This window comes from Aggregicoccus sp. 17bor-14, from assembly GCF_009659535.1.
Lineage (GTDB): Bacteria > Myxococcota > Myxococcia > Myxococcales > Myxococcaceae > Aggregicoccus.
The window spans coordinates 89,942-103,438 of record NZ_VJZZ01000006.1; the positions used below are offsets into that span (position 1 = coordinate 89,942).

A 13,497-nucleotide genomic window follows, 5' to 3' on the forward strand; every position below is an offset into this window, starting at 1 on the left:
GTCGCGCTGAACGAGATGGAATGTGACCTTCGTGGGCTCGGATGACCATTCGTGTCCGGCTCAATCATTTGCTCGAAACGCTCAATGCCCAGGCGCGGCGGGCGGGCCGTTGCTAGCGTGGGGACATGGATGGCGCCCCCACTCCCGACCTCCTCGGCCAGCTCCTCGAGCGCACCCGGCTGCGAGGGCAGCTCTACTGCCGCACCGTGGCGCGTGCGCCCTGGGGGCTGCGCTTCCCGCCCACGGCCGTGGCCACCCTGCACCTCGTCACCGCGGGACGCGGGTGCCTGGTGCAGGGGCGGGAGGTCATCGCGCTGGGGACCGGAGACGTCGTGCTGCTGCCCCGGGGAGAGGGGCATGCCGTGGCCGACTCTCCGCGCACCCCGAAGCTGCCCCTGGAGCAGTGGCTGGCCGAGCGCGGTGACGCGCCCGTGCACGCGCTGGGCGGCAGCGGTGCGGAGTCGCGCTTCCTCTGCGGCCACTTCGCCTTCGAGGAGCCCGGGGTGCACCCGGTGATGCGCCTGCTGCCCGAGCGCGTGCACCTGCGCGGGGACTCCGAGGCGGTGCGCGCCATGGGGCCCACGGTGGCGCTGCTGGAGCAGGAGTACGAGCGCGCCGAGCGCGGCGCGACGGTGGTCGCGTCCCGGCTGCTCGACGTGCTGCTGGTGCAGGTGCTGCGCGCGTGGGCGGACGCGCAGCCGGTGGGCGGGGCGGGGTGGCTGGGGGCGCTCGGGGACCGGAGCCTCGCGAGCGCGTTGGGCTGGATGCACGCCGAGCCCGGGCGGGACTGGAGCGTGGAGGAGCTGGCGCGCCGCTCGGGGACCTCCCGGGCCACGCTCGCGCGGCGCTTCGCGGCCGAGCTCGGGATGGCGCCGCACGCGTACCTCACGCAGCTGCGCATGCAGGAGGCCGCCGCGCACCTGCGTCGGGGGGACGAAGGGCTCGCGGCAGTCGCGGCGCGCGTGGGCTACGACTCCGAGTTCGCATTCAACCGCGCGTTCCGCCGGCACATGGGCATGCCTCCCGGCGCATTCCGGCGAAGCACGAGGTCCTGAGCTACCAAGGGCGCGCTCGCGGCCGCTCGAGCCCGTGGGGCTGGGGCGGTGGCGCGCAGCTGCAACCCGGTTGCAGCTGCGCGCGGGGCCTCACTTCTTGCCGCTGCTCGCCATGTGCGCCTTCGCCTTGTGGCGGCCGAGCAGCGTGTAGGCGCGCTCGCGGTGCTCGGTGAGCTTGGGGGCCGTCGCCTCGAGCATCTTCACCAGCTCCGCGTTGCTCTTGAACTGCTCCATCGCCGCGGCGACCTTGGAGATGTCCATGTCGTGGTCCTCGACCATGTCCGCGACGTAGGCGTACTGGAAGCTCGGGCCCTGCAGCGCCTGAAGCTTCGCCTTGCTCGCCTTCTCGGCCTCCATCACCGCCTTCTCGGTGTCGTTGGCCGCGCTCGGCTCGTCCTCGGAGAGCGTGACGCCCTTCTTCTGGGCGTAGGCCTTCAGCTGCTGGTCGAGCGCCTGGTGGTCGGTGACCATCATCTGCCCATACTGCTTCACGTCGCTGTCGGTCGCCTTCTGCTGGGCGAGCTGGCCCAGCTCGACCTCCATCTTGTTCGCCTGGTGCAGGCGCTGCAGCAGGCCGCTCTCGTCCTGGCCGATGAGCTGCTTCGCGGTGGTGAGGGCGTCGGTGCCTGCGCTGGCGGTGCCTGCGTCCGCGCTGCTCTGCGCGAGCCCGGGGCCGCCCACCAGCAGTGCGCCTGCGACCAGCCAGCTTCCGATGTGCTTTCTCATGCGGGGTCTCCTCTTCGAGGGGCGCGCGCTCGGCCTCCGGCCCGGTGAGGTGTCACGCGCCTGCGGGAAAGTTGGGGGCTGCGCCGGGGAGCCGCATCGGCCGAAGGGGCACGGGAGGCTCGACCGGCGGCAGTCCGAGGAGGCGCGCGCCCGGGGCCTGCGTGCGGCCGGGCACTACTTCGTGGAGGCGGGCTTCTCGGCCTTCGTGCTGCTGGAGTGCGACGGGCTCTGCTCCGGCGCCAGCATGCGGGCCATGTTGGTGCTGCCCTCCACGCGGTAGCTCGCGCGCACCTCCTGGCCCTCGCGGAAGTCGTTGTTCAGCGTCTGCTCGGCCGTGTGGCCCTTCTTCACGTCCCTGAAGTGCGTGTCCTTCCCCACCTTGAGCGCGACGGCGCCGTCGTGGCCCTGCACGGTGACCGTGTCACCCTTGATGGAGGTGATCTTCCCCATGACGTGGTGCTCGTTGTGCTCGTTGGCGGCGTGGTGCTCGTGACCTTCGGCGCGCTCCTGCTCCTTCGTCTCCGAGGCCTCGTGCTTCTGCTTGTGCTGCGTCGTGCTCGTGCTCGAGGTCGTGCTCTGCGCGAGCGCGGTCCCCACGCCCGCCGTCCCGAGAAGCAGTCCTGCGGTCACTCCCATGAACATGGTTCGCATGCGTGCTCTCCTTCTGCTCGTGTCACCCGCATGCCCTTGCTTCGCGCGTGCCGGACCCTCGCGCGCGCGGGCCACACCCGGCATCGCGCCGGTTTACGCGCGGGCGGCGCCTGCTCCCACGCCGGGCGGACGGGCCCCGGCCGAGACGGGGCACATTGTCCGCGGGGCGCGGTGCCCCACCCGGCTGCAGGGGCCGGCCCGCACGCCCCCGGACCGTGCCGGGGCGCCCAGGGCAGGTGCCCCGCCTGCACGTTGGTGCATTGCTGCGCTCTGGCCGAGTACAGAAGTCCACCTCCGGGTTTTCGCGGAGGACGACGCAATGAAGACGATGCTCACGAGTGGGCTGGTGGCAGCGCTCCTCGGTGCCGGGGCTGCGCATGCAGGGACCCCGGCGTCCGAGCAGACGCAGGGCAACACGAAGGCGGGGGCGACCCCGCCTCCCTGCCTCGAGCCGCAGAGCTCGGCAGGGACGGGCACCGCGGGCAGTCAAGGCACGGCCACGGGCGGGGCCGGCACGGCCGGCACGCAGGAGAGCCCGCCTCCCGCGCCGCCTCCTCCGCCCGCGGGGAGCGCGCAGGGCGAGGTGACGCCGCCGAGCACGCCGGCGCCGGGCACCGGCGGCGCGGGCGTGGAGACCTCCACGTCCACCGTGACGTACCACGTCGAGCGGAAGTCCCCCGTGCCGCAGCTGATGGTGACGCTCGGCGGTGGCCTGGACGGCTACACCAGCCGGCTCGCGCCGGAGATCAGCCCCGGCCCGGCCGCGGCAGCGACCGTGGCCTTCCAGCCCTTGCCCTTCCTGGGCCTCGAGGCGGGCTACAGCGGCTCGCTCAACGAGCTCCGCAACCCGCGGCCGGGGGAGGTGCACAACGGCGCGGACATCGTGCGCAACGGCGGACACGCGGACCTCACCCTCGGCGTGCCCACGCCCGTGCAGCCCTACCTGCTCGGGGGCATCGGCTTCAGCCACTACAACGTCCGCGCCACCAGCGCGCGCTTCCACGACGACACGGTGGGCGACGTGCCCGTGGGCCTCGGCGTTCGCACCACCGCGGGCAGGTTCAGCGCCGACCTGCGCGGCACCTACAACTTCCTCTTCAGCCAGGAGTTCGCGCGCGGCGTGTCCACCGGCCTGCCCGAGGGCACCAGCGAGGCGGACCTGACCAGCGCGGAGACGGGCCGCTACCTCGCCAGCCTCACGCTCGGCGTGGGCTTCTAGCGGCCCGGGGGCCAGGCGCGCGGCAGCAGCAGCGCGAGCCCGAGCGCCGCGGCACCGGCGAGCCCGGCCGCCGCGGCGAAGGCCCCGCCGCTGCCCAGGCGCGTCCACTGCCCGCCGAAGAGCAGCCCCGCGCCCAGCGCCGTGACGCCCGCGAGCCCGTTGTAGAGGCCGAAGGCACGGCCCCGCGCCTCGGCCGGCACCAGCGCCGTGAGCAGGCTCTTCTCCGCGCCCTCCGCGAGCGCGTGGTACAGCCCGTACACCGCCATCACCGCGAGCGTGGCGCCCACGCCGCGCACCGCCGCGAGCGCGAGGTAGCTCAGGGCGTAGAGGGTCCAGCCCGCCACCACGAGCCGCGCGGGCCCCAGCCGGTCCGCGAGCCGCCCCGCCGGGTAGGAGACGGCGGCCTTCACCACGTGCAAGAGCAGCCACGCGAGCGGCAGGAGCGTGGCGGGCGCCCCTTCCTCGCTCAGCTTGAGCAGGAGGAAGGCGTCCGTCGCGTTCGCGAGGCCGAAGAGCGCCACCGGCCCGAGGAACCAGCCGAGGCGCCGCGGCACGGGCACCGCGGGCGTGCCGGAGGGCGCCGCGGGCGCGCGCTCGGGCTCGCGCGCGAGGCCGATCGCGAGCACCCCCAGCGCCCCGGGCACCGCCGAGAGGAGGAAGATGCGCTCCACCTGCAGCCCCAGCGCGAGCAGGCCCATCGCGGCGAGCGCGCCCAGCGCCGCGCCCGCGTGGTCCATGCCGCGGTGGAAGCCGAAGGCGCGCCCGCGAAGCGGCGCAGGGACGGCGTGGGCGATGAGCGCGTCGCGGGGGCTGGAGCGCACGCCCTTGCCCACGCGGTCCAGCGAGCGGATGAGCAGCGGCTGCCAGGGCGCGGTGACGAAGGCCATCAGCGGGCGCGCGAGCGACGAAGCGCCGTAGCCGGCGAGCACCAGCGGCTTGAGGCGCCGGCTGCGGTCCGCCCACTTCCCGGACTGGTACTTGAGCACCGCGGCCACCAGGTCCGCGAGCCCCTCCATCGCCCCGAGCAGCAGGGGCGCCGCGCCGGGCAGGCGCAGCGCGAGGAAGGCGGGCAGCAGCGGGAAGATCATCTCGCTGCTCAGGTCGGTGAGCAGGCTCACCAGTCCGAGCACCACCACCGTGCGCGGCAGCCGCCCGCGCGCTCCCGCCTCGCTGTCCACGTGCACCCGTCGTCCCCTCACCCGCTCACGGCTCCGACAGCGCCGCGCGCAGCTGCTCGAAGAGCTGCTGGCCGCACTGCTGCGCCGCGGCGTCGTAGAGCAGCTGGGTGGCGTGCGTACGCGACTCGATGCGCACGGGCGGGAGCTGCACCGACTTCACCTCGCAGCGGGCGTTCCACACGGTGCGCCCCTCGGGAGTCTTCAGCCGCGCCTCGCCCTCCAGGCCCTTGAGCGCGATCCGCAGGGGCTGCCCGCCGAGCGCGGTGCGGATCTCCCCGAGTCCCGCTTCGAGCACCAGTGTCGCGCCCGTGCAGGGCTGAGCCCCGGTGCACGCGGGAGGGGCCGGCTGCGCGAGATGCTGCGCGACCATCCGGCGCAGCAGGCTCGCGGCGAGCACGTTGGCCGGGTCGAACAGCGGTCCCTTCTCGGGCGGCGCCGCCGGGCGGTACCAGTCCTCTGCTTCCGCCGCGGGCAGCTCGGAGGAGCGCACGAAGTCGCCTGCCGTGATGGCCGCCGCAGTGAACGACTCGAGCATCGTCTCCATCGAAGCTCCCCGGGGGAGCAGGATGTCCATCCGGCCCGGCTTCTCCTTCAGGAGCGTGTACCCGATGGCCGGGGCGCCGGAGAGCTGGCGCGCATCCTCCGGGCTCAGGTGCGTGCGGCACCCGGGCGCGGCGGCGAGCGCGATCAGGAGGAGGACCGTCGAGACGCGGGAGAGGGCCATGGGCGCACTCTCGCAAAGCTCCGGCCGCGGCGTCGATCCGGGCCGAGCGCCGGAGCGCGGTGCGCGCGGAGGGGGACACCACGAAGGTTCCGCGCGGCACCCGCACGAGGCCCCGGCCACGCCCGCCCGGAGCGCACCCGGCAGCCGGCCTGTCCAGGGGGGTAGGTGCCCGGCGCACCCCTGAACTTCGAGTGTCCGGTAGGACACGAATAGTTCACTTCGGCTACAGTCGCCGTCCTCCCGGGGTCGCAGGGCGCACGGGGGAGAAACCAGGTCACTCAGCTCATGTCGACGCAGCCGGAAGCAGTGCGGATGGTGCTCCCCTCGGGGCTGGGGGCCGCGGTGCTCGCGGAGCATGCGCCGCGCGTGGAGTCGGTGCTCAGCCGCGCCCTCGGGCAGCCGCTGACGGTGGCGGTGGCCCCCACCTACGAGGCGCTCGCGGCGGACATGCAGGCGGGCCGCGCGCAGGTGGCGTGGGCGCCGCCCTTCGTGTGCGCGCGGCTGGAGGCCGCCGGGGCGCGGGTGCTGCTGCGGGGCCTGCGGCGCGGCACGGCGAGCTACCGGGCGGCGCTGGTGTGCAAGGTGGGCGCGCCGGTGACGCTGGGCACCCTGCAGGGCACCACCGTGGCCTGGACGGACCGCGACTCCGCCGGCGGCTACCTCCTGCCGGTGGCCTTCCTCAAGGGCCAGGGCCTGGAGCCGGGGAAGCTCTTCGCGCAGCAGCTCTTCGCCGGCTCGTACGCGGCGGCGGTGGACGCGGTGCTCGAGGGCCGCGCGCAGGTGGCGAGCATCTTCGCTCCGCCCGCGAGCGTGCAGGGGGCGGACTTCCGCACCTGGCTGCGCGACGTGGCGCCGGGGCGCGAGGAGCAGCTCGCGCTGGTGGCCTACACCGACGAGTCCCCCAACGACGGCGTGGTGGTGCACGCCTCGCTCCCCGCGCAGACGGTGGAGGCGCTGGAGCGCGCGCTGCGGGAGCTCGGGGGCACGCCCACCGGCGAGCGGCTCCTCAAGGAGCTGTTCCGCGCGGACGGCTTCGAGCCCGCGCCCCGCAACGCCTACCGCGCCCTCTACCGGCTGGCGCTCGCGAGCCTGTAGCGCTGCGCCCGCGCGCGGGCGCTACCAGACGCCCGCGCCCACCTCGAGCACGTAGGTGAGCCGGTCGATGTCCTGGAAGCCGTAGTTCTTCAGGCCGAAGCGCACGCCCCAGAAGGGGGTGAGCACGCTGAGGAAGCGCAGGGGCGAGCGCGAGAGGTTCACGCGCAGCTTCACGCCGGTCTCGAGCACGAAGGAGGTGCGGCTGGTGCGCTGTCCGTCCAGCTCCTCGCGGTCCCGCTCCACGCCCGCGGCGAAGTAGGTGTCGAACCAGCGCGACGCCGAGGGCGTGTACATCAGCATCCAGCCGAAGTCGCGAAAGGCGTGGTCCTTCAGGTACACGCGGTGCACCAGGTAGCCGCCCGCGATGGGGGCCTCCACGTTCCGCACGAGCAGCAGCGGCACGACGAGCGACGCGCCCAGCGCGCCGTCCGAGTAGAGCGAGAGCGAGAGCGAGCGCAGCGACTGGCCCTCCTCGAGCCACTCCGCGACCTCGTCCAGGGAGCTGGCCTCCTGCACCACCGGCCAGTCGGGCACGTCCTTGTCCTTCAGGAAGGGATAGAGGCCGCGCACGCTGCGGGCGCGCTCGGCCGGGGGCAGGGGCCGCAGCGCGTACCGGGGCATGGGCGCGTCCCCCACGCGCCGCGCGAGCGCGGCGCGCAGCGGGCTGTCCTCGGGCAGGGGAGGGAAGAGCCGGTCCTCGGGGCGGCGCACCTTGGACATCCACGCCTGGTAGCCGCCGCTGAAGAGCAGGCCGCTGCGCGTGGCGTCGCGCACGCCCCAGGCGTCGTTGAGGTGCTGGCTCACGTCGTAGCCGGGCGTGTAGTAGCCGTCGCTGTTCTTGTCCGTGGCGAGCGCGTGCTTGCCCTCCTCCACCAGCAGGTGCATCGGCAGGCGCGTCTCGTCGGTGGTGTCGCTGATGTTCCAGAACCAGAAGAGGCCGTGCGCCTTCGCGCTCACCCGGGTGATGGCGACCACCCACTCGGGCGTGCTGCAGCGCATGCCGGTGAGCTCGTGGAAGGCGTCTCCCTGCGTGGAGAGCACCACCGCCTTGAACTCGGCCCCCTCCACGTCGTGCTCGTGCGCGCCCACGCCCTGCTCGGTGGGGAAGTAGGCGTAGAAGTGGAGCCGGAAGCTCACCACGTCGCGCAGGTCCACCTGCGTCTGGGCCGGGTCCGCGTTGCGCTGCAGGTGCGCGCCCTCCCTCAGGGTGAGCTCGCCGAACTGGTAGTAGACGACGGGCGTCGTGCCCGGGGGCTCGAAGGGCAGCGCGATCGGAAGCTGGAGCTCGCCGCCCTCCTCCGCGCGCAGCCCGGGCTCGTCCGGGGAGAACCAGTAGACGGGGGCGGCGTAGGCCGCGAGGCGCGAGAGCGGGAGCACCGTCTGCGCGCCGTGCCAGATGACGCCGCGCACGGCGCTCAGCCGGCAGGGCGCAGCCTGCGCGGCCCGCGCCTCGCCACCCCACGCCGGCTGCGACGCCAGCACTGCCAGCACCAACCCCAGGGCTCGGCCCATGTCACCTCCTGGGAGGCAACATCGGGCGCCCGGGCCCCATCGCCAGCCGACCCTTCCGGACGAGGCCACGCGCCGCCTCCGGAGAAACCCCGAGGGGCCCGCGTGTCCCCGCCCGGCAGGGGAGCGGGCGCGCTCAGAAGCGCAGCGCGCTGGTGAGAGAGAGCTCCAGGTGGCTCGTGCGCGGCCCCTCCGGGTGCAGCCCCTGGCGCCACAGCGCCTCGAGCGTGAAGCCGGGCGCCCCGGGCACCGGCACCCAGTCCACGCCGCCGCCGAAGCTCAGCGCCAGCTCCGTCACCTCCCGCGACTGCTGGCTCCCGTTGACGACGAACTGCGCGTCCTCGCTCAGCAGGTGCAGCGCCGCCCCCGCGCTGAGCAGGGGCCGCAGCGCGCCGCCCGGGTTGCCCAGCCAGTAGCGCGCGCGCAGGCCCACGTCCGCGCTCGCCTGGGTGAGGTCCTCGTCCAGCTCCCCGTAGTGGTCCACGAAGTGGTCGAGCTGGCCGAGCGAGGCCTCGGGGCCCAGCGCGAGGCGCTCGGTCAGTGGCACCAGCAGGTGCAGCCGCACGCGCGAGCCGACCATCGTGCGCTGGTACTCGTCCGGGTCCAGCAGCAGCCCCAGCCCGAGCCCCAGCTCCACCCGGTCGCGCCGCGCGAAGGGCGCGCTGCCGTCGGAGCCGTAGCTGAGCCGCAGCGCCGCGGGCGCGCCTGCGCCGGGGCCGTGCAGCGCGGGCCAGCGCTCCGAGCGAGACCCCACCACCACCCCCACGCCGGCGCCCAGGACCGCGCCGACCAGTGCTCCTGCGCCGGTGAAGAACGGCATGGGCGTGGCGCTGCCGGACTCGCGCAGCCCGTTGGCGAGGATACCGACGAAGGTGGTGAAGCTGGCACTCGCCCAGCCCAGCGTCGTGCCTCCCCAGAGCGCGCCGGCGAGCGCTCCATTCCGGTGCGCCTCCAGCGCCTGCACCTGCACGAGGGGCACCTCGCGCACCGCTCCGCCCTCGAGCTGCAGGCGCAGCACCCCGGGCGGGGCCTCCTGCGCGCGCCCGCGCAGCACCTGCGCGCCTGCGTCCGCGTGCAGCCGGGCGCGCACCTCGCTGCCCGGCTCGAGCTTCACCTCATGCACCGGCGCGTCCTGCTGCGCCAGCGCGAGCACGCCCGCCACCACGAGTCCCAGCATCGCCATCTCTTGCTCTCGGTCTCGGCCCTGGCCCGGACATAGCGAACTTCCGCGCGCGCCCGCGACGCCCGCGTCCGGCTCGCGCCGCGCCCGGTCCGTCCCACGACATTGCGCAGGACGCGCGCCGGGGAAGGGCAGAGCTTGGGCGGCAGAGGAGGTCCTCATGACCGCACACACCGCCGACACCCGCCGCCCCGACCTGGACTGGCTCCGGGTGTTCTGCATCGCCGTGCTGCTCGCCTACCACGTGGGCATGTTCTTCGTGACGTGGGACTGGCACCTGAAGAACCCGCAGCTGCTGCCCGTGCTCGAGCCGGTGATGGACGTGCTGCACGTGGTGCGCATGCCGCTGCTGATGCTCGTGTCGGGCGCGGGCACCGCGTTCGCGCTGCGGCGCCGCTCGCTGGGCGCCTTCGCGCGCGACCGGGTGAAGCGGCTCGGGGTGCCGGTGCTCTTCGGCATCCTCGCGGTGGTGCCGCCGCAGATCTACGTGGAGCGCGTCTACAAGGGGCAGTTCCACGGCTCCTTCCTCGCCTTCTGGCCCTCGGTGCTGCGCGGCCAGGCCTACCCCGCGGGCAACACCAGCTGGCACCACCTCTGGTTCGTCGCCTACCTGCTCACCTACTGCCTGCTCGCGCTGCCCCTCTTCGCGTGGCTGGGCCGCGCCGCGGGCCGGGCCGCCCTCGCGCGGCTCGAGCGCGGGCTCGCGCGCCCCGGGGCCCTGCTGCTGCTCTTCCTGCCGCTCGCGGCGCTGCGCATCGCCCTGCGCCGCTACCCGGAGACACACGCGCTCTTCGACGACCCGAAGCTGTGGTCGAGCTACGGCTATCTCTTCCTCGTGGGCCACCTGCTCGGGCGCATGCCGGGCCTCTTCGACCGGCTCGCCGCCCAGCGCCACCTGCACCTCGGCGCCTTCGCACTGCTGCTCGCGGCGCTGCTTCCGGAGGCGGAGTTTCCCTTCCCCTTCGAGCACCTGGCGACCTGGGCCATGGCCTGGAGCGGGATGCTCGCGGCGCTGGGCTACGCGCGCCACCACGTGCGCACCGCGCGCCCGTGGCTGCAGCACGCGCAGGGGCTCGCGTACCCCTTCTACATCTGGCACCAGACGGTCATCCTCGTGCTCGCGTACGGCCTGCTGCGCTGGAGCCCCGCGCTGGGCCCCTGGGCGCGCTTCGCGCTGCTGCTCGCCGCGTCGGGGGGCGTGAGCTGGGCGCTGAGCGAGGCGGTGGCGCGCGTGCCGCTGCTGCGGCCCCTCTTCGGCCTCGGGCCCGCGCGCCGTCGCCCCCGGCCGCTCGCAGAGCCGCTGCCCGCGCCCGCGCCGTCCGCGTAGAGTGCGGGCCATGGCCTCCTCCGCTCCCTCCTGGCGCTGGCCGGCGCTGCGGCTCCGCACGGCGCTCGCCCTGCTGGGCGCCGTCCTGCTGGTGGGCCTCTGGATGGCGACCACGGTCCACCTCGCGATGCGCGCGGAGGGCAGCACGGAGCCCTGGAGCCGCCCGCTGGTGTGGGAGCTGACCGGGACCCTCGCGTTCTGGGCGAGCTGCTGGCTGCCCACCGCGGCGGTGCTCAACGCGCCCGCGCCCGCGGGCCGCTGGGGCCGCTTCCTGGGCATCCACCTCGCCAGCTTCCTCGCCTTCACCGTCCTCAAGAACGCGCTGATGGTGCCGCCGCGCTTCGCCATCTACCGCTGGCTGGGCTGGGGCGAGTACGGCTACCACGCGCTGCCGGTGCACCTGGGCATGGAGATGATGAAGGACGCGGTGGCGTACGTGCTGTGGGCCGGCGCGTGCCGGGGCGTGTGGGTGTGGCGCGAGCGCCAGGGGCTCGCGCTGCGCCAGGCGCAGCTCGCCGCGGAGCTGAAGGAGGCGCGGCTGCAGGCGCTCACCGGGCAGCTGGACCCGCACTTCCTCTTCAACGCGCTCAACACCGTCTCCTCGCTCATGTACGAGGACCTCGCGCGCACCGACCGCCTGCTCGCGGACCTGGGCCAGGTGCTGCGCGCGGGCTTCGACGCGCGCCGCGCCACGTGGAGCCTCGCGGAGGAGCGCGCCCACACCGAGCGCTACCTCGCGCTGCTGCACGCCCGCTTCGGCGAGCGGCTACAGGTGGCGTGGGAGGTGGCCCCGGGGCTCGAGGCGCAGGGCGTGCCGCGCTTCTCCCTGCAGCTGCTCGCGGAGAACGCGGTGAAGCACAACCAGGACCGCGCGGAAGCGCTCACGCTGCGGCTCGCGGCGTGGCGCGACGAGCGCGAGAACGGCGCGCTGCTGCTGCAGGTGGAGGACGACGGGCGCGGCTTCGGCGCGCCCAGCCCCGAGCGGGGCGCGGGGCTGGGCCTGCGCCACCTGGAGGAGGTGCTGCGCCTGCTGTACGGGGCGGGCGCGCGCGTGGAGCGGGGCGCGGGCGCGCACGGGGGCGCGCAGGTGCGGCTGGTGCTTCCGGTCCTTCCGGAGGAGGCGGCGTGAGCGGCCCCTTTCGCGTGCTGGTGGTGGACGACGAGGCGCCGGCGCGCGCGAAGGTGAAGCGCCTGCTCGCGCAGGACCCGCGCTTCGCCCTCGCGGGCGAGGCGGCGGACGGCCACGCGGCGCTGCGCCTGCTGCAGGACGAGGCCTCGCGGCCGGACCTGCTGCTGCTGGACGTGCAGATGCCGGGCCTCACGGGCTTCGAGGTGCTCGAGGCCCTGGGCGAGGCCGCGCCCGCAGTCGTCTTCTCCACCGCGTACGACCAGTACGCCCTGAGCGCCTTCGAGGCGGCGGCGCTGGACTACCTGCTCAAGCCCTACGACGCCGAGCGCTTCCGTCGCGCGCTGGACCGCGCCCACGTGCAGCTCGCGGCGGGCCGGGTCGAGGCGCCGGGCGCGCTCTTGCAGGCGGTGCAGCCGCGGCTCGAGCGGCTCATCGTGCGCCAGGGCGAGGGCTGGGTGCCCTTGCGCCTGGACGCGGTGACGCGGCTCACCGCCGAGGACAAGTACGTGCGCCTGCACGCGGGTGGCCGCGAGCACCTCGTGCGCCAGACGCTCAAGGCGCTGGAGGCGCGCCTGGACCCCGGGCGCTTCGTGCGCGTGCACCGCAGCGAGCTCGTCGCGCTCGAGGCGGTGGCGCGGCTCGAGCCCTGGACGCACGGCGACGGGCTCCTGGTGATGCAGGATGGCAGCACCGTCGTCCTCAGCCGCACCCACCGCGATGCCTTCCTCGCCCGCTGGGGCGTGGAGGGCTGAGCTGAAGGAGCACGCCCATGACGGACCCCCGGAAGTCTGGCCCGGACAACACCGCCCTCCGCACGGCGCTGTGGCGCGCGCTGCACGTGCTCGCGGACCCGCCGCCGCACGTGTTCGAGGACACGGTGGGCCTCGCGCTCGCGGCCCCGGAGGAGGGCTGGCAGCAGCGCCCGGACATGGGCGCGTTCACGCGGCCCTTCCGCGCCTCCATCGTGGCCCGCGCGCGCTTCGTCGAGGACCTCGTCGAGGCGCAGGTCGCGCGCGGCGTCGCGCAGTACGTGCTGCTGGGCGCGGGGCTGGACACCTTTGCCCAGCGCCGCCCGGAGCTCGGTGCGCGCCTGCGCGTGTTCGAGGTGGACGCGCCGGGGACGCAGGCGTGGAAGCGGCGGCAGCTCGTCGAGCGGGGCCTCGCGGTCCCCTCCTTCCTGCGCTTCGTGCCGGTGGACTTCGAGCGCGGTGAGTCGTGGCGGGGGCAGCTCGCCATGGCGGGCTTCGACGCCGCGCAGCCCGCCGTCGTCGCGTCCACCGGCGTGAGCATGTACCTCACGCGCGAGGCGATCGTGGCCACGCTGCGCGACGCCGCAGCGCTCGCCCCGGGCTCCACGCTGGTGATGTCCTTCATGCTGCCCCTCGAGCGCGCCGAGCCCGCGCTGCGCCCGGGCATCGAGGCCGCGGCGCGGGGAGCCCGCGCGAGCGGCACTCCGTGGCTGAGCTTCTTCGAGCCCGAGCAGCTGCTCGCCCTGGCGCGCGAGGCGGGCTTTCGCGACGTGGCGCACGTGTCCGCGGACGCGCTCACCGAGCGCTACTTCGCGGGCCGCACGGACGGCCTGCGCCTGCCCAGCCACTCCGAGGAGCTGCTGGTCGCGACGGCGTAGGGGGCCCGCGCGGCGCCGAGCCCGGACGACGAGAGGCCGGCAGAGGGCTCGCCGGCCTCCTGCTCGCCGCGCGCGCG

At 74.7% G+C, this 13,497-nt stretch carries 13 protein-coding genes; 7 read left to right on the forward strand and 6 right to left on the reverse strand.

Annotation, left to right across the window (positions count from 1 at the left end; genetic code table 11):
- Nucleotides 1–125 precede the first annotated feature (125 nt).
- Nucleotides 126–1,055 carry an AraC family transcriptional regulator gene (locus FGE12_RS13110; RefSeq protein WP_153866800.1) on the forward strand — a complete coding sequence of 310 codons (930 nt, stop codon included), beginning with the start codon at nt 126–128 and terminating at the stop codon, nt 1,053–1,055.
- A gap of 90 nt (nt 1,056–1,145) precedes the next feature.
- On the opposite strand, the gene FGE12_RS13115 is transcribed toward FGE12_RS13110, so the two are convergent.
- Together FGE12_RS13115 and FGE12_RS13120 are read right to left on the reverse strand one after the other, a co-directional pair.
- Nucleotides 1,146–1,781, reverse strand: a complete 636-nt coding sequence (locus tag FGE12_RS13115; RefSeq protein ID WP_153866801.1) for a DUF4142 domain-containing protein — start codon at nt 1,779–1,781, stop codon at nt 1,146–1,148.
- Nucleotides 1,782–1,955: 174 nt separating this feature from the next.
- On the reverse strand, nt 1,956–2,432 hold the full coding sequence (locus FGE12_RS13120; protein WP_153866802.1) for a hypothetical protein: 477 nt from the start codon (nt 2,430–2,432) through the stop codon (nt 1,956–1,958).
- A gap of 319 nt (nt 2,433–2,751) precedes the next feature.
- Here FGE12_RS13120 and FGE12_RS13125 point away from each other — a divergent pair, with 319 nt between their 5' ends.
- Entirely contained in the window at nt 2,752–3,651 is a 900-nt protein-coding gene (locus tag FGE12_RS13125; RefSeq protein ID WP_153866803.1) for a hypothetical protein, read from the forward strand.
- Here FGE12_RS13125 and FGE12_RS13130 read toward each other — a convergent pair.
- Together FGE12_RS13130 and FGE12_RS13135 are read right to left on the reverse strand one after the other, a co-directional pair.
- The gene (locus FGE12_RS13130) at nt 3,648–4,850 is read right to left on the reverse strand and encodes an MFS transporter (RefSeq protein ID WP_370458973.1); all 1,203 of its coding nucleotides are present in this window, start codon (nt 4,848–4,850) and stop codon (nt 3,648–3,650) included. The genes FGE12_RS13125 and FGE12_RS13130 overlap by 4 nt on opposite strands.
- A gap of 4 nt (nt 4,851–4,854) precedes the next feature.
- Nucleotides 4,855–5,553: a hypothetical protein gene (locus FGE12_RS13135; RefSeq protein ID WP_153866804.1), complete on the reverse strand. Its 699-nt coding sequence runs from the start codon at nt 5,551–5,553 to the stop codon at nt 4,855–4,857.
- 312 nt (nt 5,554–5,865) lie between these two features.
- Here FGE12_RS13135 and FGE12_RS13140 point away from each other — a divergent pair, with 312 nt between their 5' ends.
- Complete coding sequence (locus tag FGE12_RS13140; RefSeq protein WP_228530776.1) at nt 5,866–6,648, forward strand: phosphate/phosphite/phosphonate ABC transporter substrate-binding protein; 783 nt, start codon at nt 5,866–5,868, stop codon at nt 6,646–6,648.
- 21 nt (nt 6,649–6,669) lie between these two features.
- Here the strand turns inward: FGE12_RS13140 and FGE12_RS13145 are convergent, their stop codons facing one another.
- A complete protein-coding gene (locus tag FGE12_RS13145) occupies nt 6,670–8,160 on the reverse strand; it encodes a hypothetical protein (protein WP_153866806.1) in 1,491 nt (496 codons plus the stop codon).
- 133 nt (nt 8,161–8,293) lie between these two features.
- On the reverse strand, nt 8,294–9,340 hold the full coding sequence (locus tag FGE12_RS13150; protein ID WP_153866807.1) for a hypothetical protein: 1,047 nt from the start codon (nt 9,338–9,340) through the stop codon (nt 8,294–8,296).
- A gap of 157 nt (nt 9,341–9,497) precedes the next feature.
- On the opposite strand from FGE12_RS13150, the gene FGE12_RS13155 reads away from it, so the two are divergent.
- From FGE12_RS13155 to FGE12_RS13170, 4 genes are read left to right on the forward strand one after another with little or no spacing between them, the layout of a single operon-like run.
- Nucleotides 9,498–10,664: an acyltransferase gene (locus FGE12_RS13155; protein ID WP_153866808.1), complete on the forward strand. Its 1,167-nt coding sequence runs from the start codon at nt 9,498–9,500 to the stop codon at nt 10,662–10,664.
- Nucleotides 10,665–10,674: 10 nt separating this feature from the next.
- Entirely contained in the window at nt 10,675–11,793 is a 1,119-nt protein-coding gene (locus tag FGE12_RS13160; RefSeq protein ID WP_153866809.1) for a sensor histidine kinase, read from the forward strand.
- On the forward strand, nt 11,790–12,545 hold the full coding sequence (locus FGE12_RS13165) for a LytTR family DNA-binding domain-containing protein (RefSeq protein WP_194797844.1): 756 nt from the start codon (nt 11,790–11,792) through the stop codon (nt 12,543–12,545). The genes FGE12_RS13160 and FGE12_RS13165 overlap by 4 nt, the downstream gene beginning before the upstream one ends.
- A gap of 17 nt (nt 12,546–12,562) precedes the next feature.
- Nucleotides 12,563–13,420 (forward strand): class I SAM-dependent methyltransferase, encoded by an 858-nt coding sequence (locus FGE12_RS13170; RefSeq protein WP_153866810.1) that lies wholly within the window; start codon nt 12,563–12,565, stop codon nt 13,418–13,420.
- Nucleotides 13,421–13,497: the final 77 nt, after the last annotated feature.

Excerpts from the sequence above, each read along its gene's own strand:
- FGE12_RS13110 (WP_153866800.1), top strand. The coding sequence starts at position 126 with ATGGATGGCGCCCCCACTCCCGACCTCCTCGGCCAGCTCCTCGAGCGC.
- FGE12_RS13115 (WP_153866801.1), bottom strand. The coding sequence starts at position 1,781 with ATGAGAAAGCACATCGGAAGCTGGCTGGTCGCAGGCGCACTGCTGGTG.
- FGE12_RS13120 (WP_153866802.1), bottom strand. The coding sequence starts at position 2,432 with ATGCGAACCATGTTCATGGGAGTGACCGCAGGACTGCTTCTCGGGACG.
- FGE12_RS13125 (WP_153866803.1), top strand. The coding sequence starts at position 2,752 with ATGAAGACGATGCTCACGAGTGGGCTGGTGGCAGCGCTCCTCGGTGCC.
- FGE12_RS13135 (WP_153866804.1), bottom strand. The coding sequence starts at position 5,553 with ATGGCCCTCTCCCGCGTCTCGACGGTCCTCCTCCTGATCGCGCTCGCC.
- FGE12_RS13140 (WP_228530776.1), top strand. The coding sequence starts at position 5,866 with ATGGTGCTCCCCTCGGGGCTGGGGGCCGCGGTGCTCGCGGAGCATGCG.
- FGE12_RS13145 (WP_153866806.1), bottom strand. The coding sequence starts at position 8,160 with ATGGGCCGAGCCCTGGGGTTGGTGCTGGCAGTGCTGGCGTCGCAGCCG.
- FGE12_RS13150 (WP_153866807.1), bottom strand. The coding sequence starts at position 9,340 with ATGGCGATGCTGGGACTCGTGGTGGCGGGCGTGCTCGCGCTGGCGCAG.
- FGE12_RS13155 (WP_153866808.1), top strand. The coding sequence starts at position 9,498 with ATGACCGCACACACCGCCGACACCCGCCGCCCCGACCTGGACTGGCTC.
- FGE12_RS13160 (WP_153866809.1), top strand. The coding sequence starts at position 10,675 with ATGGCCTCCTCCGCTCCCTCCTGGCGCTGGCCGGCGCTGCGGCTCCGC.
- FGE12_RS13170 (WP_153866810.1), top strand. The coding sequence starts at position 12,563 with ATGACGGACCCCCGGAAGTCTGGCCCGGACAACACCGCCCTCCGCACG.